The sequence below is a fragment of the Roseivivax sp. GX 12232 genome, assembly GCF_021272185.1.
Taxonomy (GTDB): domain Bacteria; phylum Pseudomonadota; class Alphaproteobacteria; order Rhodobacterales; family Rhodobacteraceae; genus Roseivivax.
Map to the genome: position 1 here is coordinate 93206 of NZ_JAJSEC010000002.1, position 19823 is coordinate 113028.

The following is a 19823-nucleotide window of genomic DNA, read 5'->3' on the forward strand; positions in this document are numbered from 1 at the left end:
CCCCCATCCAAGCGGCATTCACCCCTCAATGCGCCGCGTAACGCTCCGGGTAGCGATCCGCCTTCGCCGCCCCGCGCTTGCCCTCGGGGCGGTCGCGGCCGCGGGTCGAATCCCGGCGCGTCTGGTATTCCAGCTCCGCGTTCACCTCGGCGCCGAGCAGGATGATGAAGGCCGAAAGCCACATCCAGGTCAGCAGGATGATCACCCCGCCAAGCGCGCCGTAGGTCTCGTTGTAGCTCGCGAAGTTCTGCGCGTAGACCGAGAAGCCGCTGGTGCCCAGCATCCACAGGAAGGTCGAGAGCACCGCCCCCGGCAGCACCCAGCGCCATTTCGCCGCCCGTCGCGAGGGCGCGTAGCGGTAAAGGAAGGCCAGCCCGCCCACCGACATCGCCGCCAGAAGGCTGAACTGCGCCAGGAAGACCAGCGTCTCGGCGTGGCGCGAGAGGCCCAGGAAGGCCAGCGCCGCGGGCGTGCCGATCATCATGGCCAGCGACACCAGCACCCCGAAGATCAGCACCACCGTCAGCACATAGGCGGTCAGGTTCAGCCGCAGGAAGCCGCGCCGCTCGCGCTCGCCGTAGGCCACGTTGATCCCGGCCATAAGCGTCTTCACCCCGCGCGTGGCGCCGTAGATCGCCAGGAGCAGCGAGAAAAGCGACAAAAGGCCATTGGCGGTCTCCGAGGCGCCGGTCACCTGGATCACCTGGTCCTGGATGATCAGCGCGGCGTTCTCGGGCAGCAGCGTCGCCAGCTCGTCGAGCTCGTTGGCCACATCCGTGGGATCGAGCGCGTAACCCGCCACCGAGATCAGCGCGGTCACGGCGGGAAAGATCGCCAGGAGCCCGAAGAAGGCCACACCGGCGGCGATGACCAGCACGTTGTCGTCGATCGTGTCGGCATAGACCCGCCGCAGGATCTGCCACCAGCCGCGGCTCGGCATTTGCAGGGGCGTCGCGGCGTCGGAGCCGGGATGCTTGGTCATTCTGAAACCCTTGTCGTTGCCTGCGAAAGTATAGCGCCTGAGCGGAAAGCCGCCAGTTGCGCGCGGCGTCACGGGGGAGGAAGGGGCAGAAAAAAGGGCCCCGGCGTCACGTCTCGCCGAGGCCCAGATCGACGAAACGGAGGGAACCGAAGACGCCGAAACCATGGCCCGAGCCGGGAGCCGGGGCGATCCCTGACTTCTTGCCCGACAAAAATACTCGGGTCAAGCGCGGCGGTGCAGCGAAAGGGCGGAAAGATGCTTTTGGGCGGGCTAGGCGTCTCGGGCGCGGTGTTTTGACGGCAGGCAGCCGGACCCGTTGCCTCGGTCTCACAGGGCTGAGAAAGACGGCTGCACACCCCTGCCTACCCCCAAACTGCTCACAGCAATCCCGCCTGTGGCTGAAAACGACCGACGGCAAGCCCCTACCGCGCCGCCTTCTCCCGCAGCTTCGCGGCGTCCCAGAGCGCATCCATCTCCGCCAGGTCGCTCTCGGCGGGGCTCTTGCCGCGCGCCCGCAGCCCGGCCTCGACCGCGCCGAAGCGGCGCTCGAACTTGGCGTTGGCCGCGCGCAGCGCCGCCTCGGGGTCGATCTTCAGGTGCCGCGCGAGATTGGCCATGACGAACATCAGGTCGCCGAACTCCTCCTCGCGGTGGGCGGCATCCTCGGCCTCGCGCAGCTCCTGGGCCTCCTCGATCATCTTGTCGATGACCTCCTCGGTCGAGGGCCAGTCGAAGCCCACCCGCGCCGCGCGGTTCTGCAGCTTCACCGCGCGGGTCAGGGCCGGCAGCCCGCGGGCCACGCCCTCCAGCACGCCGGTCTCGGCGCGCGCCGCGCGTTCGGCGGCCTTCACCGCCTCCCAGTCGCGGGTCTGCTGCTCGGCGCTCTTCGCGTTCGATTCCGCCCCGAAGACATGCGGATGCCGCGCCACCATCTTGTCGGCGATGGCATTGGCCACATCGTCGAAGTCAAAAAGCCCGCGGTCCTGGGCGATCTGGGCGTGGAAGACCGACTGGAAGAGCAGATCCCCGAGCTCGCCCTTGAGGTCGCCCCAATCGGCGCGCTCGATGGCATCGGCGACCTCATAGGCCTCCTCGATCGTATAGGGCGCGATCGTGTCGAAGTCCTGCTCGACGTCCCAGGGGCAGCCCGCCTCGGGGTCGCGCAGGGCGGCCATGATGGCCAGGAGCCGCGGCATCCCGCCCTCGGGGTTGTGGATCAGCGCGTCGTCCATTGTGCTCGGCCTCCGGATCGGGTTCTGTGCCGAGGCATGGCCCAAGCCCGAGAAGGAGTCCAGCAATGCCCCCCGTGAACCGGATCGCCGAGTTCGCCGCCGAGATGGCGGAATGGCGCCACCACCTGCACGCCAACCCCGAGCTCTCGCTCGACTGCCACGAGACCGGCGCCTTCGTCGCCGAGAAGCTGCGCGGTTTCGGCCTCGACGAGGTGCACGAGGGCATCGCGCGCACCGGCGTCGTGGGGCTGATCCGAGGGCAGGGCGCGGGGCCGGTGACCGGGCTCCGGGCCGACATGGACGCCCTGCCGATGACCGAGGAGACCGGCGCGCCGCATGCCTCCAAGGTGCCGGGGCGGATGCATGCCTGCGGGCACGACGGCCATACCGCCATGCTGCTGGGCGCGGCGCGCTACCTGGCCGAGACGCGCAACTTCGCGGGCACCGTGGCGGTGATCTTCCAGCCGGCCGAGGAATCCGGCGGCGGCGGCGGCATCATGGTCGAAGAGGGCATCATGGAGCGCTTCGGCATCGAGGAGGTCTATGCCATCCACACCGACCCCGCGAACCCCGAGGGGCGCTTCTCGACGCGGCCCGGGCCGATCATGGCGGCGGTGGATGATTTTACCATCACGCTCAAGGGGCAGGGCGGTCACGCGGCGCGCCCGCATGGCACCCGCGACCCGATCCCCGCGGCCATGGGGCTGGGCCTGCAGATGCAGACCATCGCGGCGCGCAACACCGACCCGATGAAGCAGCTGGTGGTCTCGATCACCCAGATCCATTCCGGCTCGGCCTGGAACGTAATCCCGGACAGCGCGATGATCGCGGGCACGGTGCGCAGCTTCGACCCCGAGGTGCGCGACATGGCCGAGCGGCGCATCCGCGCGCTGGCCGAGGCGGCGGCGGCGGGCGGCGATCTCGAGGTCGAGATCGACTACGACCGCTCCTATCCGCCGACGGTGAACCACGCCGACCAAACAGCCTTCGCCGCGAGGATCGCCGCTGAGGTGGCCGGCGACGCAGGCGTCGACGAGGACACGCCGCCGGTCATGGGGGCCGAGGATTTCTCCTACATGCTGGAGGCGCGGCCGGGGGCCTACGTCAAGCTCGGCCAGGGCGTCGGTCCGGGCGTGCACAACGCCAAGTTCGACTTCAACGACGCCGTGGCGCCGCTTGGAGCCTCGTTCTTCGTGAAGCTGATCGAAACCCGCCACGGCCGCGCGGCCTGAGAACGGCTCTCAAGCGGCGCGCCACTACGCGCGCCGCCTTGGCAAAACGCCCCGCGACCGCGCAATTTGCGCCCACGGCCGGGCCCAACGCCCGGCCATCACAATCCCCGCCCGCTGCATGACCGGGCCAAAAATACCTCTCGGGGGAGCGCGAGGGGGCAGACAGCCCCCTCGCTCCCGTCCCCGCCACCAGGCCGGCCCGCCGAGACGACAGACCGACGCGACCAAACCAGCCCCGACAGGAGCCCCGCCCATGGCCCTCGAAGACGCCAAGACCCAGATCGACCACGCCTTCACCCGCGAGGGCGCGCGCGGGCTCTCCTACGAGAACGCCTTTGCGGGCGCCACGAGCTTCCTGCGCCGGCGCTACACCAAGGACCTCGCGGGCGTGGACCTTGCCGTAACCGGCATGCCCTTCGACCAGGCGGTGACCAACCGCCCCGGCTGCCGCTTCGGGCCGCGGGCGATCCGCGAGGCCTCGACGCTGCAGCCCTATGACCCGCCCTACGGCTGGGACGGCTTCGACCCGCTCTCGGAGTTCGCCATCGCGGACTACGGCGACATGGCCTTCGACTACGCCAAGACCGCCGAGGTGCCGGCCATGGCCGAGGCCCATATCGGCGCGATTCTCGATCAGGGGGCGGCGGCGCTGACCCTCGGGGGTGACCATTTCCTGACCCTGCCGATCCTGCGCGCCCATGTGGCGCGGCACGGGCCCTTGGCGCTGGTGCAGTTCGACGCCCATTCCGACAGCTGGGTCGACGACGACCCCGAGCGGATCGACCATGGCACCTTTGTCTACAAGGCGGTGAAGGAAGGGCTCATCAAGCCCGAGAACTCGGTCGCCGTGGGCATCCGCACCACCAATCCCGACACCCTTGGCGTCGAGGTGCTGGACGCGCGCTTCGTGCACGAAGAGGGCCCCGCCGTCACCGCCCGGCGCATCCGCGAGATCGTCGGCGAGACCCCGGCCTATCTGACCTTCGACATCGACTGCCTCGACCCGGCCTTCGCGCCGGGCACCGGCACGCCGGTCTGGGGCGGGCTCAGTTCCGGGCAGGCGGCGATCTGTCTGCGGGATCTTGCCGGTCTGCCGCTTGTCGGCGGCGATGTGGTTGAGATCTCGCCGCCCTACGATACCACGGGGGCGACCGCGGTCGCGGGCGCGCATGTCGCGATGGAGATCATTTGCCTCTGGGGCTGGACCCGCAGGGCCCGCTGATGCGTTCGGCGGTGGTAAAAGCCAAGGAGGCAAGCGGAACGTGCTGAAATATATCCTTATTCTCCTGGTGCTCCTGGCGATCGGTGGGGCGGCCTTCATCCGCTTCGCGCCCTCGGACCCGGCGGTCTGGCACGTCGATCCGCAGGTCAGCGCCGACCAGGACCTTGCCTCCGGCGTGCGCCGCCGCATCCCGGGCGGCGAAGAGGCCATGGCCACGCTCGACCGGATCATCCTGTCCACGCCGCGCACCGAGCTTCTGGCCGGCAGCGTCGAAGAGGGACGCATCACCTATGTCACCCGCTCGAAGTGGATGGGCTTTCCCGATTACACCACGCTCGAGCTCGACGGCGAGGTGATCGAGCTTTACGCCCGGCTGCGCTTCGGCCAGGCGGACCTCGGGGTCAACCGTGCGCGGGTCGAGGGCTGGCTTCAGGAGCTGCGGGCGCAGGAGGCGGGCTGACCCGGCTCGACAGGCAGCCCTCGTGGAGCTCGCGCCACATCGGGTTGTTGAGCGACATCTGGCATTGCGCGGTGAAGCTGCGGCCGTCGACGCTGAGGCAGATCACCTCGCCCAGCTCGACCCGGTCGCCCTGGCTGTCGGTGCAGTAGCAGGGGATCGCCCGACCGCCGGGAACCGGCACATCGGCGAGGGCAGGGCCGCCGAGGGCGGCGATCATCAAGGCCCGACGGAACATCCCTCAAGCCTGCGGCCAAGCGGGGTTTCGATCAAGTCTTTCGTCGTGCCGGGCCTTCGCGCAGCATCCTTTCGCCGGGCGCGCGGGCGGGCTTGACCCCGCCGGGCCGATGGGCAACCACCGCGACATGATTCCGGAAGAACGCCTGTCCCAGATCACCGAACGGTTCGAATATCTCGAGGCCCGCATGGCCGAGGGATCGGGGGATATCGCGGCGCTCGGGCGCGAATACGCCGAGCTGAAGCCGGTGGTCGACGTGATCGCCGAGTGGCGCGCGCTCGAGGCGGGCATCGCCGAGGCCCGGGCGCTGACCGAGGACCCCGAGATGCGCGAGCTGGCCGCGGCGGAACTGGCCGAGCTGACCGAGAAGCGCCCCGGGGTCGAAGAGGCGCTGCAGATCGCGCTCCTGCCCAAGGATGCCGCCGACGCGCGGCCCGCGGTCCTCGAGATCCGCCCCGGCACCGGCGGCGAGGAGGCGGCGCTTTTCGCGGGCGACTTGCTGCGCATGTATCAGCGCTACGCCGAGGCGCGCGGCTGGCGCTTCGAGCTGATCGAGGAACAGCTGACCGAGCTCGGCGGCGTGAAGGAGGTCGTCGCCCGGATCGAGGGCGCCGAGGTCTTCGCCCGGCTGAAGTTCGAATCCGGCGTGCACCGGGTTCAGCGCGTGCCCGCGACCGAATCCGGCGGCCGCATCCATACCTCGGCCGCCACCGTCGCGGTGCTGCCCGAGGCCGCCGAGGTCGACATCGAGATCGACCCCGGCGAGATCCGCGTCGACACCATGCGCGCCTCGGGGGCGGGCGGCCAGCACGTCAACACCACCGACAGCGCGGTGCGCATCACCCATGTGCCCACCGGCATCGTGGTGACCTCCTCGGAGAAGTCCCAGCACCGCAACCGCGAGATCGCCATGCAGGTGCTGCGCACCCGGCTGTTCGACGCCGAGCGGCAGAAGGCGGCCTCGGAACGCTCGGACCTGCGGCGGGCGCAGGTGGGCTCGGGCGACCGCTCCGAGCGCATCCGCACCTACAACTTCCCGCAGGGAAGGCTCACCGACCACCGCATCAACCTCACGCTCTACAAGCTCGACCAGGTCATGGCGGGCGACCTCGACGAGGTGACCGATGCGCTGATCCAGGACGCCCAGGCGACGCTCCTGGCCGAGATGGGCGGATGAAGGGCTCCGAGCTTCTCGCCGAGGCCACAGCCACGCTGACCGGCGCGGGGGTGCCCGACGGGGGTCGTGACGCCCGGCGGCTCCTGGCGCATGTGCTGCGGGTGCCGCCGGCGCGGCTGACGCTGTTCCTGCCCGAAGAGGTCGACCCGGACCTGACGGTGATCTTCCGGGTGCTGATCGAGCGCCGCTGCGAGCGCATCCCGATCTCGCATCTGATCGGGCGGCGGCTGTTCTACGGCCGCGAGTTCCTGGTCAGCCGCGACGTCCTTGATCCGCGCCCCGAGACCGAGACCCTGATCGAGGCGGCGCTGTCCGAGCCGGTGAGCCGGTTCCTCGACCTCGGCACCGGCTCGGGCTGCATCGCGCTGACGCTGGCCGCCGAGCTGCCGAATGCCACGGGCATCGCCACCGACCTGTCGCACAAGGCGCTCGACGTGGCCTTCTGGAACCGCAATTCGCTGGGGCTGACCGACCGGGTGGCCTTCCTCGAGGGCTCCTGGTTCGTGCCGCTCGCGCGCGGGCAGCGCTTCGACCTGATCGTCTCGAACCCGCCTTACATCGCCTATGACGAGATGGACGGCCTGACCCGCGAGGTGCGCGATCACGAGCCGCGCATGGCGCTGACCGACGAGGCCGACGGGCTCAACGCCTACCGCCAGATCGGCGCGAGCGCGGGGCGCCACCTGACGCCGGGCGGGCGGCTTCTCCTCGAGACCGGGCCGACCCAGGCCGAGGCGGTCAGCGCCATCCTGCGGGCCGCGGGCCTGGGCGAGGTGAGCGTGATCCGCGACCTCGACGGCCGCGACCGGGTGGTCTCGGCGCGGCGCACCTGAGGGACAAAACCCGCGGAAATCCGCGTTTCCCGCCCTGCAAGAGCCCTCTTGCGCCGCAAAACACCGCTTTTTTGGCGATTGCCCCTTGTTTAATCGCACCTTGCGTGTTTACTCATAGGCACCGGGAGTTGGCTCGGACGGTTGTTCCGTCGTGCCCGGTATCAAGCCAGACAAAATGGTGATCCAGTGCAGCGGGCACACCTGTCCCGCAGGGATCACTGGCCACAGTCAGAGACAGGACTGACCTGAGTTATGAGATCATCGAAATCACGGTCCCGGTCGAAGAACAATCGTAACCGGAACGCGATGGGGAACGTCGTCAACCGGGTGTTCGACTCCAGCGGCCCCGACGGCAAGGTGCGCGGCACGCCGCAGCAGATCATCGACAAATACAACCTGCTGGCCCGCGACGCGCAGCTCGCCAACGACCGCGTGGCGACCGAGAACTTCCAGCAGCACGCCGAACATTACCAGCGGCTCCTGAGCGAGGCGCAGCGCGAGCAGGAACAGCGCCGCGAGCAGCAGGAACGCGAGAACCGCGAACGCCAGTCGCAGCGCGACCGCGAACGCGCCGAGCGCGACGGCGACGACCAGAAGTCCGGCGACGACCAGGACGACGGCAGCGCCAACTCCGGCAATGACACCCGCGCCCAGGACGGTCAGTCCGGCGGCGGCAAGGGCGGCAACGGCAACGACGGCCAGAACGCCTCGGGCGGGCAGCCGCGCAAGAAGCGCGCGAAGTCCTCGGGCGGCGGCGGCCAGGGCGGCCAGTCCGAGAAATCCGGCACCCGCGAGGGCGGCGAGGGCGAAGGCTTCGCCGAGGTCGTGGACTTCAACAACTCGGACGGCGACTCCAACCTCGTGGAGACCCCCGAGAACGCCGAGAAGCCCAAGCGCAAGCCGCGCAAGAAACCCGCGGCCGAGCAGCCCGCGGAAGGCTCCGAACAGGCCACCGCCTCGGGCGGCGACTGAGCGCAGGGCTTGCCTAAAGAGACGCGAGAAGCCGGCCCGGAGTGGCCGGCTTTTTCGTGTTTGGGGGGCGGGGGCGTGGGGTGGCCGCGTAGCGGGTTGGCCGAGTGACCAAGTATCTGCCGCAGTGTCGGGGGTAGGTCTCCGGTAGAAGGCACGCGCTTTCAGGAGACGTGGGCGCAGTCCCATGGGGCCGGACGCTCAGCTCTCACCGACTTCCTGCTTCAATGGCGAGGTAAACGGTGAGAAAGCGGTCCAGCCACACTCACGCAACGCGCTCCCCGAGCCCGCCGCCCCGCTACCTCTGCCGCGCGGCCTTCACCGCGCGGGCCAGCGCGCAGAACTGCTCCAGAGACACTTGCTCGGCGCGCTCGGTGGGCACAATGCCCGCCGTCTCCAACAGGCCCTCCAGCTCCGGGTGCAGCCCCTTCAGGCTCGCCCGCAGCATCTTGCGGCGCTGGTTGAAGGCCTTGGCCACGACCTCCTCCAGCACCTTGGCATCGGCGGGAAAGCGCGGCTCGGGCAGGGCGGTCAGATGCACCACCGCCGACGACACCTTCGGCGGCGGCGTGAAGGCCCCCGGCGGCAGGGTCATCACGATCCGCGCCTCGGCCCGCCACTGCGCCAGGATCGCCAGCCGCCCGTAGGTCTTGGAGCCGGGCTGCGCCACGATGCGCTCGGCGACCTCCTTCTGGAACATCAGCGTCAGGCTGTCCCAGAAGGGCGGCCAGTCGGCGGGCGTCAGCCAGCGCACCAGAAGCTCGGTGCCGACGTTGTAGGGCAGGTTCGCCGCCACCGCGATCGGCGGGGTGAGATGGGCCAGCGGGTCGACCTCGAGCGCGTCGCCCTCGATCACCTCGAGCCGGTCGGGATAGGCCGCGCCGATCTCGGCCAGGGCGGGCAGGCAGCGGCGGTCCTTCTCGATGGCGAGCACCCGGCGCGCGCCCTCGGCCAGAAGCCCGCGCGTCAGCCCGCCGGGGCCCGGGCCGACCTCGAGCACGTCCTTTTGGCTGAGGTCCCCCGCCGCCCGCGCGATCCGCGCGGTCAGGTTCAGGTCCAAAAGGAAGTTCTGGCCCAGCGACTTCCGCGCGCGCAGCTCGTGGGCTGCGATGACATCGCGCAGGGGCGGCAGCCCGTCGATCCCGCTCATGCCCGCGCTCCGGCCATGCGCCAGGCCAGGCGCAGCGCCTCGATGGTGGAGCCGGGGTTGGCGCTGCCGCTGCCGGCGATGTCGAAGGCGGTGCCGTGGTCGGGCGAGGTGCGCACGAAGGGCAGGCCGAGGGTGACATTCACGCCGCGGTCGAAAGCCAGCGTCTTGATCGGGATCAGCGCCTGGTCGTGATACATGGTCACCGCCACGTCGTAGCGCGCCCGGGCGGCCTCGTGGAACATCGTGTCCGCCGATAGGGGCCCGGCGATGTCGAAGCCCTCGGCGCGCAGCTTGTCGAGCACCGGGGTGATCACCTCGATCTCCTCGCGGCCCATCTTGCCGCCTTCGCCCGCATGCGGGTTGAGCCCGGCCACGGCGATGCGCGGCGCGGCGATGCCGAAGTCGCGGATCAGCCCGGCGCGGGTGATGCGCAGGCGCGCCTCCAGAAGTTCGGCGGTCAGCGCGCCGGGCACCTCCGACAGCGCGATATGGATGGTCGCGGGCACCACGCGCAGCCGCTCCGAGGCGAGCATCATCACCACCTCGGAGACCTCGGCCAGGTGACCCAGGAACTCGGTATGGCCGGGGAAGGCGAAGCCCGCGCCCTCGGCCAGGGCCTGCTTGTGGATCGGCAGGGTGCAGAGCCCCCCGGCCTTGCCCGCAGAGACCAGCGACACCGCCCGTTCGATCGCCGCGATGACCCCGCGCGCCTGGGCCGCGTCGGGGCGTCCGGGCACCCGCGGGCCCGCCATGCGTTCGGGCAGGACCGGCAGCCCGCGCGCGGCGGCGGCGGGCGCCTCCTGCGGCTGGGTGATCTCGACCACCGGGGTGCCCTCGGGCAGATGCGCCGGATCGCCGATCAGGAAGAAGGGCAGCTCGTCCTTCAGCGCCGCCCAGGCCTTGGGCGCGAGTTCGGGGCCGATGCCCGCGGGCTCGCCGCAGGTCAGCGCGATGGGGGCCGGGCTCATTGGGTGACGATGTAGGCGTCGGCCTTGAGCTGGGCCAGGTAGCCCTCGGAGAGCGCGTCGAGCCGGCGGTTGCGGATGCCCATGGCCAGGTCCTCGCGGTCGGCGTCCTGGTTCACCTCCTGGGTGCGGCCGCAGAGCATCAGCACCATGAGGTTGCCCGAGCGCGTCAGCGCGGTCGAGATCTCGCCGGGGTCGAGCTTCGACAGCTCCAGCGCCACGTCGGTCGGCAGGTCGCCCGGTGCCGCGCTTTCGCGGTCGAGCCGCGAGGCCGGCTGGCCCTTGGCGATGCCGTAGAGGTCGTCGCAGCGGTCGGTCTGGGTGGCGATCACCCGCGCCCGCGCCAGGTTCTCGGGCGTGCGCCCGCCGGGCAGGTAGTAGGCGGCATATTCGATGGCGGCATATTCCGGCGCGTCATAACCCGTCTCCTCGATGCCGCGCAGCTGGAAGAGCGCGATGGCATTGGGGATCGGCAGCGGGTCGGAGACCTCGCCGGGGGCGAGGCCGAGCACGATCGGCCGCAGCTGCGGCGGCAGCTCCGAGAGGTCCTGCCAGGGCAGGCGGCCGCCCGACTGCCGCGTTGCGGTGGCCGAGAACTGCCGCGCGAAGGCCGAGAACTCGCCCTCGGACTGCGACTGCGCGATGCGGTTGGCGCGGGCGCGCACGGCGGCGCGCTCCTGCGGGGGGGCGGGCATGATGATCTCGGAGAGCAGCACCCGCACGTTGGAGCCGGTGCCGCCGCTGCCGAGCGCGCGCTCGACCTCGTCGGCCGAGACATTGGCCCGGCCCGCGAAACGCTGACGCACCACCTGCCGCCAGGCCACGCCGGCGCGCACGAAGTCGCGGAAGGTTTCCTCGGCCACGCCGTCCTGCGCCAGCGCCTGGATGAACTCCTCGCGGCTGAGGTTGGCGCGGCTGGCGAACTCGTCCATGCCTTCGACGATCTCTTCTTCCGAGGGGGTCAGCCCCAGGCGGGCCGCCGCCTCGATCCGCAGCCGGTCGTTGATCAGCGCCTCGCGCGCCTGTTCTTCGGGGTCGCCCGGCGCGCTCAGCACCTCGAGCATCCGTGCCCGCTGCTGGATCTCGTAGTTGGTGATGACCGCGTCATTGACCCGGATCGCCGGGGCAAAGAGGTTCTGCGCCTCCGCCGTGCCGCCGGGCAGCGTCAGGGCTGCGGCCAGAAGCGCGGCGCCGAGCGCGGGTTTCAACGTGGTCTTCAGAAGGTCGAGCATGTGCGGCGGTACTCCTTGGCGCTGCCGCCCGTGCTGAAGCCTTTCAGCGAGACGGTCAGGCCGAAATCTGTGGACGGTTCGAGGTTAGTGGATGAGGCGAAGCGGCGCGAGACCGAAAACTCGGCCAGCACGCATTCGTTCTGCCAGGTCACGCCCAGCCCGGCGCGGTCGGACCGGTTGTCGCCGAGGTCGTAGCGCCAGTAGCCGTCGGCCGACCAGTCGGGCGTGAATTCATAGGCCCCGTCGAGGGTCCATTCGGACTGCGTCTCGTCGCGGTCCTCGGCGGGATCGGCCTTGAGCAGAAGGTAGGAGGCGCCCAGCTCGAAGCGCCGGGTCTCCCAGTCGACGCGGGCCTCGGCCTTGGAGAAATCCGCGGCATCAAGGTCCAGAAGCCCCCGGCCCGAGACCTGGAAGCCAAGCGCCGTGGCAAAATGTGTGGCGATCAGGATGTCGGAATCGGTCTCGCTCAGGCCCGAGGACTTGGTGAAGGCGGGGTCGCGCTCCTCGCGCCAGACCTGGCCCATGGTCAGCCCCGCGCTCCAGCCCAGGGGGTCGCTGTGGCGCCAGCGTATGCCCGCGACGCCGACCACCCCGCGTTCGCGCCGGTCGGGCGCCGGGAAGCGCGAGATCGACAGGAGGTTGCCCTCGTCGAACTCTTGCCGGGTGCTCTCGTCGGCGGCGGTGGTGGGCCGTTCGCCACCCGACCAGGCGATCTGCGCGAGCGGTTCGATCAGCGTCCGCGCGCCCGAGGCGCCGCGCCGGACCCAGGGCCAGCGCAGCTCGGCCGAGGCGGCGGGCGTCAGCACCGAGGCCTCGGGCTCAGAGGTGTCGTCCTGGGCGATGCGGATGCGGTCGCCCGAGACCTGGCCCACGAGGCCCAACCGCAGCCCGCCGGGCAGCGTGTAACGGTCGCGCCAGGAGACCGTCGCGGAGAGCTGGCTGACGTCACGCCCGTCGACCACGCTGTCGGCGTCCGAGCCGTCGAAGGGCTGGTCGGAGGGGCGGAAATGCGCGTGGGAATCCACACTCAGCCGCAGCTCGCCGCCGATGGCCGCCGGGAAATAACGCCGCTCGTAGGTGAAATCGAGGATCGCCGAGGGCCGGGTCTCGGTGGTGTCCTCGTCGCGCAGCGTCTCGTAGAAGCTCACCGCCGAAGAGAAGGCGCTGTCGCGCTTGTAGCGGGTGATCTCGGCGAAGTTCTTCAGCCGGTCGCTCGAGGAAAAGCCGTAGACGTCGAGATAGGCCGCGTCGCTGGTGGTCTCGATGCCGAAGTCGAGGACGAAGTCGCGCGGCAGGTCGAAATTGCCGGAGACGAAGGCATAGGCGCGCAGGTCCTCGACCAGGCTGTCGCTGCTGACCGCGCTGTCGATCTGGATGTCGCCATTGGTGAAGGCGCGGCGGTAGCGCATCTCGAGGGTGCGCCCTTCGGTCGAGAGATAGGGCGTGAGCGTCACGTCCTGATGCGGCCCGAGCGGGATGAAATAGGGCAGCTTGATCCCGAAGCCGAGAAGCGTCGAGGTGCGCACCTGCGGCGGCAGGAAGCCGCGCGCGCGCTTCAGGGTCGGATCGGGGATGCGCAGCCGGGGGAAGTAGAAGATCGGCACGTCGAGCACGCGGAAGGTGGCGTTCTCGAAGTAGATCTGCCGCGCCTCCTGGTCGTGCACCACCCGGCCGGCGCGGATCTGCCAGAGCGGTTTCTCGTTCTTGCCGCAGACCTGGCAGGAGGTCACCGCGACCTTCGACAGCTCGGTGTAGCGCCCGCCGACGCGCCGCGCCTCGACCGCCGCGAGCTGCAGCTGTTCGTCGAGCACGATGCGCGCCCCGGCGAGGATGCCGCTGCGGAAGCCTTCATCCAGCGAGGCCGAACTGGCCGTCAGCACGTCGCCATTGGCCTCGGTGATGCGGATCGGGCCTTCGATCGACAGGGTGCCCGCGCCGTCGTCGTAGACCACCCGGCTCGCGGTCAGGCGGCGGCCGTCGTAGACCGCCTCGACGTTGCCCTCGGCGACCAGGACGTCCTCGCTTTCGACATAGACCATATCCGCCACAAGCAGCGCCGGGGGCGTTGCGCCGCCGGCCTCCTGGGCGGAGGCGGAGAGAGGCCAGATCAGGGCCGCGAGAAGACAGAGAAGGCGCCGCATCAGCCGTCTTCCTTCTGCAAAAGCAGCCCGAGCGCAAGCAGAAGGGAGGCCGCGGGCGGCACCCAGGCGGCCACGAGCGGTCCAAGCTGGCCGCTTTCCCCGAGGATCTGCGCAAAGTTCCGCACGTAGAAGAGCCCGAAGCCGATCAGCACCGCCGACATGACCGCGATGCCGGTGCGGGCGAGGCGCGCGTGCTCCATGGTGAAGGCCGCGCCGACGAGAACCAGCGCCACCAGGAAGATCGGGCGGGCCAGCTCCATCTGCAGCCAGACCGCGTGCCGTCGCGCCGAGAAGCCCGAGCGTTCGAGATCGGCGATAAAGGTCGGCAGCGCCCAGATCGAGATCGCCGAGGGCTGGCCGAAGCGGTCGCGGATGCGGTCGCGGGTCAGGGTCGAGGGGATCTCCATCTGCGAGAGCTGTTCGGCATTGGCCTCGGAGTTGATCTCCGGGCCAAGCGGCCAGGCCTTCACGTCGCGAAGCCGCCAGGCGCCCTCGGCCAACTCCGCCTCGCCCGCGAGCAGCCTGCGCGTCGGGCCGACGCCGCTTTGGTAGCGCAGGAAGGAGACGTCGTAGAGCAGCGTCGCATCGGCGTTCGAGCGTGCCGCCCGGATCACCGTCTGGCCGCTCTCGTCGCCCTGGCGCAGCCAGAGCCCGTCGGCGCCGATCGAGATCACGCTTTGCCGCCCGTCCTCGTAGAGCTCGCGCAGCTCGCTGAAGCGCTGGGTGCTGGCCGCCACGATCGGGTTGAAGACCGCGACCGAGACCATGCCGACCACGAGCGCCACCAGCGCCGGGCCCGCCAGCGCGCTCATGCCCGAGCGGCCCGTGGCCCGCGTCACCACCAGCTCCGAGGAGCGCGCCAGCGCCAGGAACAGCGCCACCGAGGACAGGATCATCACCAGCGGCATCATCTCGTAGAGCGAGGCCGGCGCGTTCAGGAGCGTCAGATGCGCGAGCCCCCCGAAGGAGACGTTGTCATCGTCGAAACGGCGGATCTGTTCCACGAAATCAAGGACATAGACGAAGGCCGCCACCCCGCCGAGGATCGACAGGAAGGTGAATAGGAAGCGCCGCGCGAAGTAGAGATGCAGCATCATGCCGGCGCCTCCTGGCCCTGGGCCGCCCCGCGTTTCGGCCGTCGCGGCCTTGCGGCGAGATGCAGGAGCCCCGCGGCGATGCCGAGGCCCACGATACTGGGCAGGAAGATCAGCCCGGTGCTCGCCATGCTGACCTCGGCGGCGCCCGCCACCGCGGTTTCGAGGAAATAGACCAGCACCACCAGCCCGACCGCCAGGAACATCTGCCGCCCGACGCCGAAGCGCGAGAACTCGCCGGTCAGGAGCGCCGCGAAGCCGATAGACGCGCCCACCAGCGCCAGGAGCGGCTGCTGCACCCGCGAGAAGAGCGCCACCAGAAGCTCCGCCGGGCGTTCGCGGGTGCGCTCCATCACGCCGGTGAAATCGGCGAGGATCTCCCAGCTCGGGGTGGATTCGAGCTTCTGTTTCCCGAGCCCCGATTCCTCGATCAGGCTCGAGACCGAATAGGTCAGATCAGCGAAGGTCGTGGTCGAGAGCCGGTTGGTCTGCAGCTCCAGCGTTTGCGCCAGCCCGCTCAGCATCACCAGGTTGGCCTCGTCGGCGCCGTCACCCACCACGAAGGCGCGTTCGGCGGTATAGGTGACCTCGCGCCCCGGCTGGCGGCGGTCGGTCAGGAAGACGTCGCGCAGCTCGCCGTCCTCGGTGATCTCGCGGATGTAGAAGGTCACATCCGAGGCGGGGCTGAGGAAGACCCCCTCGCGCAGGAGCCGCGCCGAGGCGGCGTTGGAGATCTCGGCCTCGCGCAGGCGCAGCTGTTCGAGCGACTGCGGCACCAGCACATGCGCCAGGATCAGCATCATCGCGGCGACCAGCCCGCCGAAGGCCAGGACCGGCCGCGCCAGCCGCCAGGGCGAATAGCCGGTGGCCTGCATGACCGTCAGCTCGGAATCGCCGATCAGGCGCTGGGTGAAATAGAGCGCGGAGACGAAGGCCGCGAGCGGCAGCACCCGCACGATGGTCGTGGGCAGCGACAGCGCGGTGAACTCCAGCACGATGCCGACCGAATGGCCGTCCGAGACCAGCTGCTCGAACAGGATCACGGCCTGGTTGACCCAGTAGACCGAGACCAGGACGAGCGCGAAGAAGCCGAAAAGCACCATGAGGCGCGACAGCATGTACCTGTCGAATTTGGCCACCGATCCCCCCAGACCGACCGTCAGTTCCGCGCGACCCTAGCCCATCGGGAAGGGCCGGGAAAGGTGCCTCTGGTCAAGCCTTCCCTGCCTCGCTACCTCTGGGACAACCCGCGGCGCCCGCGGCTCCTTCAGGGGGGATCCGGTGACGCCCGAGATGACATTCTGAGAGTTGCGAAGGAGACAGGCATGACCGATTTGCGCGCGATCACGGTGACGGCGACGGACCTCGAGGCGCTGAAGGAGGCCGAGGGCCGCGTCGCGGTCTGCGTCACGCCCGAGGGCAAGCTGAGCCCCGGCGCGCGGCGGCTCAACCGCCTCAGCAAGGGCGCGCTGGCCCGCGCCGTGGAGAGCGCGGGCTTCGAGAAGGCCAAGACCGGTGATGTGATGAGCCTCGCCTGGCCCGCCGGCATGGCCGCCGAGGCCATCGACGTCGTGAAACTGCCGCGCCGCCCCTCGGTCGCCGAGGCGCGCAAGGCCGGGGCGGCGCTGGCCAAGGTCTCGACCAAGCCGGCGCTGGTCCTGGCCGAATCCCTGACCCGCCCCGAGGACCTGGCCGCGGGCCTGGCGCTGCGCGCCTACGGCTTCACCGACCACAAGACCGAGAAGGGCGAGGCCCCGGGCGCGGTGACGCTCATGGTCTCGAAGCCCGATGAGGTGGGCCCGCGCGTCGAGACCGCGCTGGCGGTGGCCGAGGGCGTGGTCTTCACCCGCGACCTGGTCTCCGAGCCCGCCAATGTGCTGACCACCACCGAGTTCGCCACCCGCCTCGAGGCGCTGCGCGATCTCGGCGTCGAGGTCGAGGTGATCGAGGAGGACCGCATGGCCGAGCTGGGCATGGGCGCCTATCTCTCGGTCAGCCAGGGCTCCGAGAGCCCGGCGAAATTCGTCATCATGCGCTGGAAGGGCGGCGAGGCCGACGCCGCGCCGCTGGCGCTGGTCGGCAAGGGCGTGGTCTTCGACACCGGCGGCATCTCGCTGAAGCCCGCAGCCGGCATGGAGGACATGACCATGGACATGGGCGGCGCGGGCACCGTCGCGGGCGTGATGAAGGCGCTCGCCCGGCGCAAGGCGCGGGCCAATGTCACCGGCCTCGTCGGCATCGTCGAGAACATGCCCGACGGCCGCGCCTCGCGCCCCGGCGACATCGTGCGCAGCATGAAGGGCGAGACCATCGAGATCATCAACACCGACGCCGAGGGCCGGCTCGTCCTGGCCGATGTGCTCTGGTACGCGCAGGAATACGAAAAGCCCGCCGCGATGATCGATCTCGCCACGCTGACCGGCGCCTGCATCATCGCGCTCGGCCATGAGAACGCCGCCTATTTCGCCAATGACGAGGACCTCTCGGGCGCCTTCTCCAAGGCCGCCGCGGCGGAAGGCGAGGGCGTCTGGCGGCTGCCCTTCGGCCCGGGCTACGCCGAGCAGATCAAGACCCCGCTCGCCGACATCAAGAACACCGGCGGGCGCGCCGCGGGCACGATCACCGCGGCGGAGTTCCTCAAGGTCTTCGTCAAGGAAGAGACGCCCTGGATCCACATCGACATCGCCGGCATGGCCAAGACCGCCAAGGAGACGCCGCTGGCGCCGAAAGGCGCCTCGGGCTGGGGCGTCATGGCGCTCAACCGCCTGGTCGCGGACCGCTACGAGGGCTGAGCACCATGGGCGCGGCCTATTTCTACCACCTGACCCGCCGCCCGCTCGAGGAGACACTGCCCATGCTCCTCGGAAAGGCGCGCGGGGCGGGCTGGCGGGTCGCGGTCCGGGGCCGGGATGCCGCGCGGCTCGACTGGCTCGACCAGCGGCTCTGGCTCGGTGAGGCGGAGGAGTTCCTGCCGCACGGCCGGGCCGGGGGCAAGGCCGATGCGCGCCAGCCGATCCTGCTGACCGAGACCCGCGCCGCGCCCAACGAGCCGCAATGCGTCATGGCGATCGACGGCGCCGAGGTCTGCCCCGAGGAGGTCGCGGCGCTGGAGCGGGTCTGCGTGCTCTTCGACGGCACCGATCCCGCCGCGGTGCAGGCCGCGCGGGTGCAGTGGAAGGCGCTCACCGACGCGGGCTGCGCGGCGCAATACTGGTCCGAGGAAAGCGGGCGCTGGGAGAAGAAGGCGGAACGCTAGGGGGGCTGCTGCGGGGCGTGGCAGGACTTTTGCCAAAAGTCCTGGTGCGGATCTTCACGAAGATCCTGGGGCCGGGCGCCCCGGACTTTTCCCAAAAGTCCGAACCGGATCTTCCGCGAAGATCCGCCCGCGCCAGACCCAACACCCCGCGCACCTCGGGACTTTTCCCAAAAGTCCCACCCGGATCTTCCGCGAAGATCCGACTTCGCCACCCCCGACAACCCATGCACCACAGGGACTTTTCCTAAAAGTCCCACCCGGATCTTCCGTGAAGATCCGCGCCTCAACGCTCCAGGATCAGCTCGTCGCCCGCGATCTCCAGCCGCCCGAAGCGCTGCAGGTAGCTCATCCCCAGGAGCGATTGCTCCAGCGCGCCCTCGGTCACATAGGCCGGCACGTTTTGATCCTCGAAGGGCCCGAGCGCGACGCTGTCGAGCGTCACCCGCGCGGTCCGGACCGAGCCGTTCGCCGTCTCCGCCACGCCGGTATGTGCCAGCTCCTCGGGCGCAAATCCCAGCCGCGCCGCGTCGCGCTGCCCCAGCACCGTGCCGCTTGCCCCGGTGTCGACCAGGAAGGAGACCGGCGTGCCGTTCACCTCGAGCCGCGCGTGGTAATGCCCGTCGGCCTGGCGCGGCAGCACGATGCGTGCCTCCTCGGCCAGGTAGCTCTGCTGCGGGCGTACCGTGCCACGGATGTCGTCCCAGAGGCCGATCACCGCGATGGCGCCGAGGAAGATGAAGACCCAGGCCGCCAGCGCCTTGACCTTGGTGCCGAGATTGGCCCGGTCCTGCACGAAGAACCAGAAGACCAGCACCGCGCCCAGAAGCGCGAGATAGGCGAATTGTCCGTAATCCATGGCGTCCATGGGCCTGAGATAGGCACGGCGGCCGGGATTGGAAAGATCCTCAGCCGGGCGGCGTGCCGAAGCCGAAGGCCAGGAGCCCGTCGGCCACGAATTGCACCGAGAGCGCGGCGAGCAGGAGGCCCAGGAGCCGTGTGACCACGGTGATGCCGATCTTGCCGAGCACCCGCTCGATGAAGCCCGAGGTCAGAAGCAGCACCAGTGCGATGGCCAGGACGCCGAACATCACCGCGAAGACCGTGGCCAGCTCGGCGGGATCGCCGGCGCGGCTCACCAGGAGGATGACCGAGGTGATCGCGCCGGGGCCCGCGAGAAGCGGGATCGCCATGGGGAAGACCGAGGGGTCGGGCACGTCGTCCTCGGCTTCCTCGGCCTTGTCCTCGCGGCGCTTGGTGCGGCGCTCGAAGAGCATGTCGAGCGCGGTCAGGAACAGCAGGAGGCCGCCTGCGATGCGGAAGGCGGGCATGGTGATGCCGACGAAGCCCAGGACCGCCTCGCCCGCGACCGCGAAAAGACAGAGGATCGCCGCGGCGATCAGGCAGGAGCGCAGCGCGATGGCGCGCCGCCGTGCCGGGCTCATGCCGCGGGTCAGCGCGATGAAGACCGGCGTGGTGCCGATCGGGTCGATCACCACGAAGAGCGTCGTGAAGGCGGAGATGAGAAGCGCGAGGTCCATGCCTTCGCGCTTAAGGGGCGCGGCGGCATGGGGCAAGGGGGCGTGCGCCGATGGGGCGCGCTAGGCTCATCCTGCGAAGGTCACGGGGCAGGGGCCCCGCCCCCG

19 protein-coding genes are annotated in these 19823 nt (G+C 70.0%); 8 read left to right on the plus strand and 11 right to left on the minus strand.

The features are described 5' to 3' along the window. Nucleotides 1–25: 25 nt before the first annotated feature. Both LR948_RS04395 and mazG read right to left on the minus strand, forming a co-directional pair. The gene (locus LR948_RS04395) at nt 26–982 is read right to left on the minus strand and encodes a YihY/virulence factor BrkB family protein (protein ID WP_232752740.1); all 957 of its coding nucleotides are present in this window, start codon (nt 980–982) and stop codon (nt 26–28) included. Nucleotides 983–1404: 422 nt separating this feature from the next. Further along, a complete protein-coding gene (mazG, locus tag LR948_RS04400; RefSeq protein ID WP_232752742.1) occupies nt 1405–2214 on the minus strand; it encodes a nucleoside triphosphate pyrophosphohydrolase in 810 nt (269 codons plus the stop codon). 65 nt (nt 2215–2279) lie between these two features. Between mazG and LR948_RS04405 the strand changes: the two genes are divergently transcribed. From LR948_RS04405 to LR948_RS04415, 3 genes are all read left to right on the plus strand, one after another. Beyond that, on the plus strand, nt 2280–3446 hold the full coding sequence (locus LR948_RS04405) for a M20 aminoacylase family protein (RefSeq protein WP_232752744.1): 1167 nt from the start codon (nt 2280–2282) through the stop codon (nt 3444–3446). A gap of 253 nt (nt 3447–3699) precedes the next feature. Beyond that, entirely contained in the window at nt 3700–4668 is a 969-nt protein-coding gene (speB, locus tag LR948_RS04410; RefSeq protein WP_232752746.1) for an agmatinase, read from the plus strand. Between the two features lie 43 nt (nt 4669–4711). Continuing rightward, nucleotides 4712–5128, plus strand: coding sequence for a DUF1499 domain-containing protein (locus LR948_RS04415; RefSeq protein ID WP_232753171.1), 417 nt, complete (start codon nt 4712–4714; stop codon nt 5126–5128). Here the strand turns inward: LR948_RS04415 and LR948_RS04420 are convergent. Continuing rightward, entirely contained in the window at nt 5070–5363 is a 294-nt protein-coding gene (locus LR948_RS04420) for a hypothetical protein (RefSeq protein ID WP_232752747.1), read from the minus strand. The genes LR948_RS04415 and LR948_RS04420 overlap by 59 nt on opposite strands. 127 nt (nt 5364–5490) lie before the next feature. Between LR948_RS04420 and prfA the strand changes: the two genes are divergently transcribed. The 3 genes from prfA (at nt 5491) to LR948_RS04435 (ending at nt 8345) form a co-directional block, all read left to right on the plus strand. After that, a complete protein-coding gene (prfA, locus tag LR948_RS04425) occupies nt 5491–6540 on the plus strand; it encodes a peptide chain release factor 1 (RefSeq protein ID WP_232752748.1) in 1050 nt (349 codons plus the stop codon). After that, nucleotides 6537–7373 (plus strand): peptide chain release factor N(5)-glutamine methyltransferase, encoded by an 837-nt coding sequence (gene prmC, locus LR948_RS04430; RefSeq protein ID WP_232752749.1) that lies wholly within the window; start codon nt 6537–6539, stop codon nt 7371–7373. The genes prfA and prmC overlap by 4 nt, the downstream gene beginning before the upstream one ends. Before the next feature lie 252 nt (nt 7374–7625). Further along, nucleotides 7626–8345 (plus strand): DUF4167 domain-containing protein, encoded by a 720-nt coding sequence (locus LR948_RS04435; RefSeq protein WP_232752750.1) that lies wholly within the window; start codon nt 7626–7628, stop codon nt 8343–8345. 295 nt (nt 8346–8640) lie between these two features. Here LR948_RS04435 and rsmA read toward each other — a convergent pair whose 3' ends face one another. The 6 genes from rsmA to LR948_RS04465 are packed head-to-tail and all read right to left on the minus strand — an operon-like array spanning nt 8641 to nt 16063. Continuing rightward, nucleotides 8641–9492: a 16S rRNA (adenine(1518)-N(6)/adenine(1519)-N(6))-dimethyltransferase RsmA gene (rsmA, locus tag LR948_RS04440; RefSeq protein WP_232752751.1), complete on the minus strand. Its 852-nt coding sequence runs from the start codon at nt 9490–9492 to the stop codon at nt 8641–8643. Continuing rightward, nucleotides 9489–10460: a 4-hydroxythreonine-4-phosphate dehydrogenase PdxA gene (gene pdxA, locus LR948_RS04445; RefSeq protein ID WP_232752752.1), complete on the minus strand. Its 972-nt coding sequence runs from the start codon at nt 10458–10460 to the stop codon at nt 9489–9491. Before pdxA ends, rsmA begins: the two co-directional genes overlap by 4 nt. Continuing rightward, the gene (locus LR948_RS04450) at nt 10457–11689 is read right to left on the minus strand and encodes a peptidylprolyl isomerase (RefSeq protein WP_232752753.1); all 1233 of its coding nucleotides are present in this window, start codon (nt 11687–11689) and stop codon (nt 10457–10459) included. The genes pdxA and LR948_RS04450 overlap by 4 nt, the downstream gene beginning before the upstream one ends. Continuing rightward, a complete protein-coding gene (locus LR948_RS04455) occupies nt 11674–13830 on the minus strand; it encodes an LPS-assembly protein LptD (protein ID WP_232752755.1) in 2157 nt (718 codons plus the stop codon). The genes LR948_RS04450 and LR948_RS04455 overlap by 16 nt, the downstream gene beginning before the upstream one ends. After that, a complete protein-coding gene (lptG, locus tag LR948_RS04460) occupies nt 13830–14927 on the minus strand; it encodes an LPS export ABC transporter permease LptG (RefSeq protein ID WP_232752756.1) in 1098 nt (365 codons plus the stop codon). The genes LR948_RS04455 and lptG overlap by 1 nt, the downstream gene beginning before the upstream one ends. After that, a complete protein-coding gene (locus LR948_RS04465) occupies nt 14924–16063 on the minus strand; it encodes an LptF/LptG family permease (protein WP_232752757.1) in 1140 nt (379 codons plus the stop codon). Before LR948_RS04465 ends, lptG begins: the two co-directional genes overlap by 4 nt. A 186-nt stretch (nt 16064–16249) precedes the next feature. On the opposite strand from LR948_RS04465, the gene LR948_RS04470 reads away from it, so the two are divergent. Together LR948_RS04470 and LR948_RS04475 are read left to right on the plus strand one after the other, a co-directional pair. After that, nucleotides 16250–17716, plus strand: a complete 1467-nt coding sequence (locus tag LR948_RS04470; protein WP_232752758.1) for a leucyl aminopeptidase — start codon at nt 16250–16252, stop codon at nt 17714–17716. 5 nt (nt 17717–17721) lie between these two features. After that, a complete protein-coding gene (locus LR948_RS04475; protein ID WP_232752760.1) occupies nt 17722–18180 on the plus strand; it encodes a DNA polymerase III subunit chi in 459 nt (152 codons plus the stop codon). A gap of 283 nt (nt 18181–18463) precedes the next feature. Here LR948_RS04475 and LR948_RS04480 read toward each other — a convergent pair whose 3' ends face one another. Both LR948_RS04480 and LR948_RS04485 read right to left on the minus strand, forming a co-directional pair. After that, the gene (locus LR948_RS04480; RefSeq protein ID WP_232752761.1) at nt 18464–19045 is read right to left on the minus strand and encodes a TIGR02281 family clan AA aspartic protease; all 582 of its coding nucleotides are present in this window, start codon (nt 19043–19045) and stop codon (nt 18464–18466) included. Nucleotides 19046–19085: 40 nt separating this feature from the next. Beyond that, entirely contained in the window at nt 19086–19718 is a 633-nt protein-coding gene (locus tag LR948_RS04485) for a MarC family protein (RefSeq protein ID WP_232752763.1), read from the minus strand. Nucleotides 19719–19823: the final 105 nt, after the last annotated feature.

Excerpts from the sequence above, each read along its gene's own strand:
- LR948_RS04450 (WP_232752753.1), bottom strand. The coding sequence starts at position 11,689 with ATGCTCGACCTTCTGAAGACCACGTTGAAACCCGCGCTCGGCGCCGCG.
- pdxA (WP_232752752.1), bottom strand. The coding sequence starts at position 10,460 with ATGAGCCCGGCCCCCATCGCGCTGACCTGCGGCGAGCCCGCGGGCATC.
- LR948_RS04435 (WP_232752750.1), top strand. The coding sequence starts at position 7,626 with ATGAGATCATCGAAATCACGGTCCCGGTCGAAGAACAATCGTAACCGG.
- LR948_RS04485 (WP_232752763.1), bottom strand. The coding sequence starts at position 19,718 with ATGGACCTCGCGCTTCTCATCTCCGCCTTCACGACGCTCTTCGTGGTG.
- prfA (WP_232752748.1), top strand. The coding sequence starts at position 5,491 with ATGATTCCGGAAGAACGCCTGTCCCAGATCACCGAACGGTTCGAATAT.
- mazG (WP_232752742.1), bottom strand. The coding sequence starts at position 2,214 with ATGGACGACGCGCTGATCCACAACCCCGAGGGCGGGATGCCGCGGCTC.
- lptG (WP_232752756.1), bottom strand. The coding sequence starts at position 14,927 with ATGATGCTGCATCTCTACTTCGCGCGGCGCTTCCTATTCACCTTCCTG.
- prmC (WP_232752749.1), top strand. The coding sequence starts at position 6,537 with ATGAAGGGCTCCGAGCTTCTCGCCGAGGCCACAGCCACGCTGACCGGC.
- LR948_RS04455 (WP_232752755.1), bottom strand. The coding sequence starts at position 13,830 with ATGCGGCGCCTTCTCTGTCTTCTCGCGGCCCTGATCTGGCCTCTCTCC.
- LR948_RS04475 (WP_232752760.1), top strand. The coding sequence starts at position 17,722 with ATGGGCGCGGCCTATTTCTACCACCTGACCCGCCGCCCGCTCGAGGAG.
- LR948_RS04420 (WP_232752747.1), bottom strand. The coding sequence starts at position 5,363 with ATGTTCCGTCGGGCCTTGATGATCGCCGCCCTCGGCGGCCCTGCCCTC.
- LR948_RS04470 (WP_232752758.1), top strand. The coding sequence starts at position 16,250 with ATGACCGATTTGCGCGCGATCACGGTGACGGCGACGGACCTCGAGGCG.
- LR948_RS04480 (WP_232752761.1), bottom strand. The coding sequence starts at position 19,045 with ATGGACGCCATGGATTACGGACAATTCGCCTATCTCGCGCTTCTGGGC.
- LR948_RS04395 (WP_232752740.1), bottom strand. The coding sequence starts at position 982 with ATGACCAAGCATCCCGGCTCCGACGCCGCGACGCCCCTGCAAATGCCG.
- rsmA (WP_232752751.1), bottom strand. The coding sequence starts at position 9,492 with ATGAGCGGGATCGACGGGCTGCCGCCCCTGCGCGATGTCATCGCAGCC.
- speB (WP_232752746.1), top strand. The coding sequence starts at position 3,700 with ATGGCCCTCGAAGACGCCAAGACCCAGATCGACCACGCCTTCACCCGC.
- LR948_RS04405 (WP_232752744.1), top strand. The coding sequence starts at position 2,280 with ATGCCCCCCGTGAACCGGATCGCCGAGTTCGCCGCCGAGATGGCGGAA.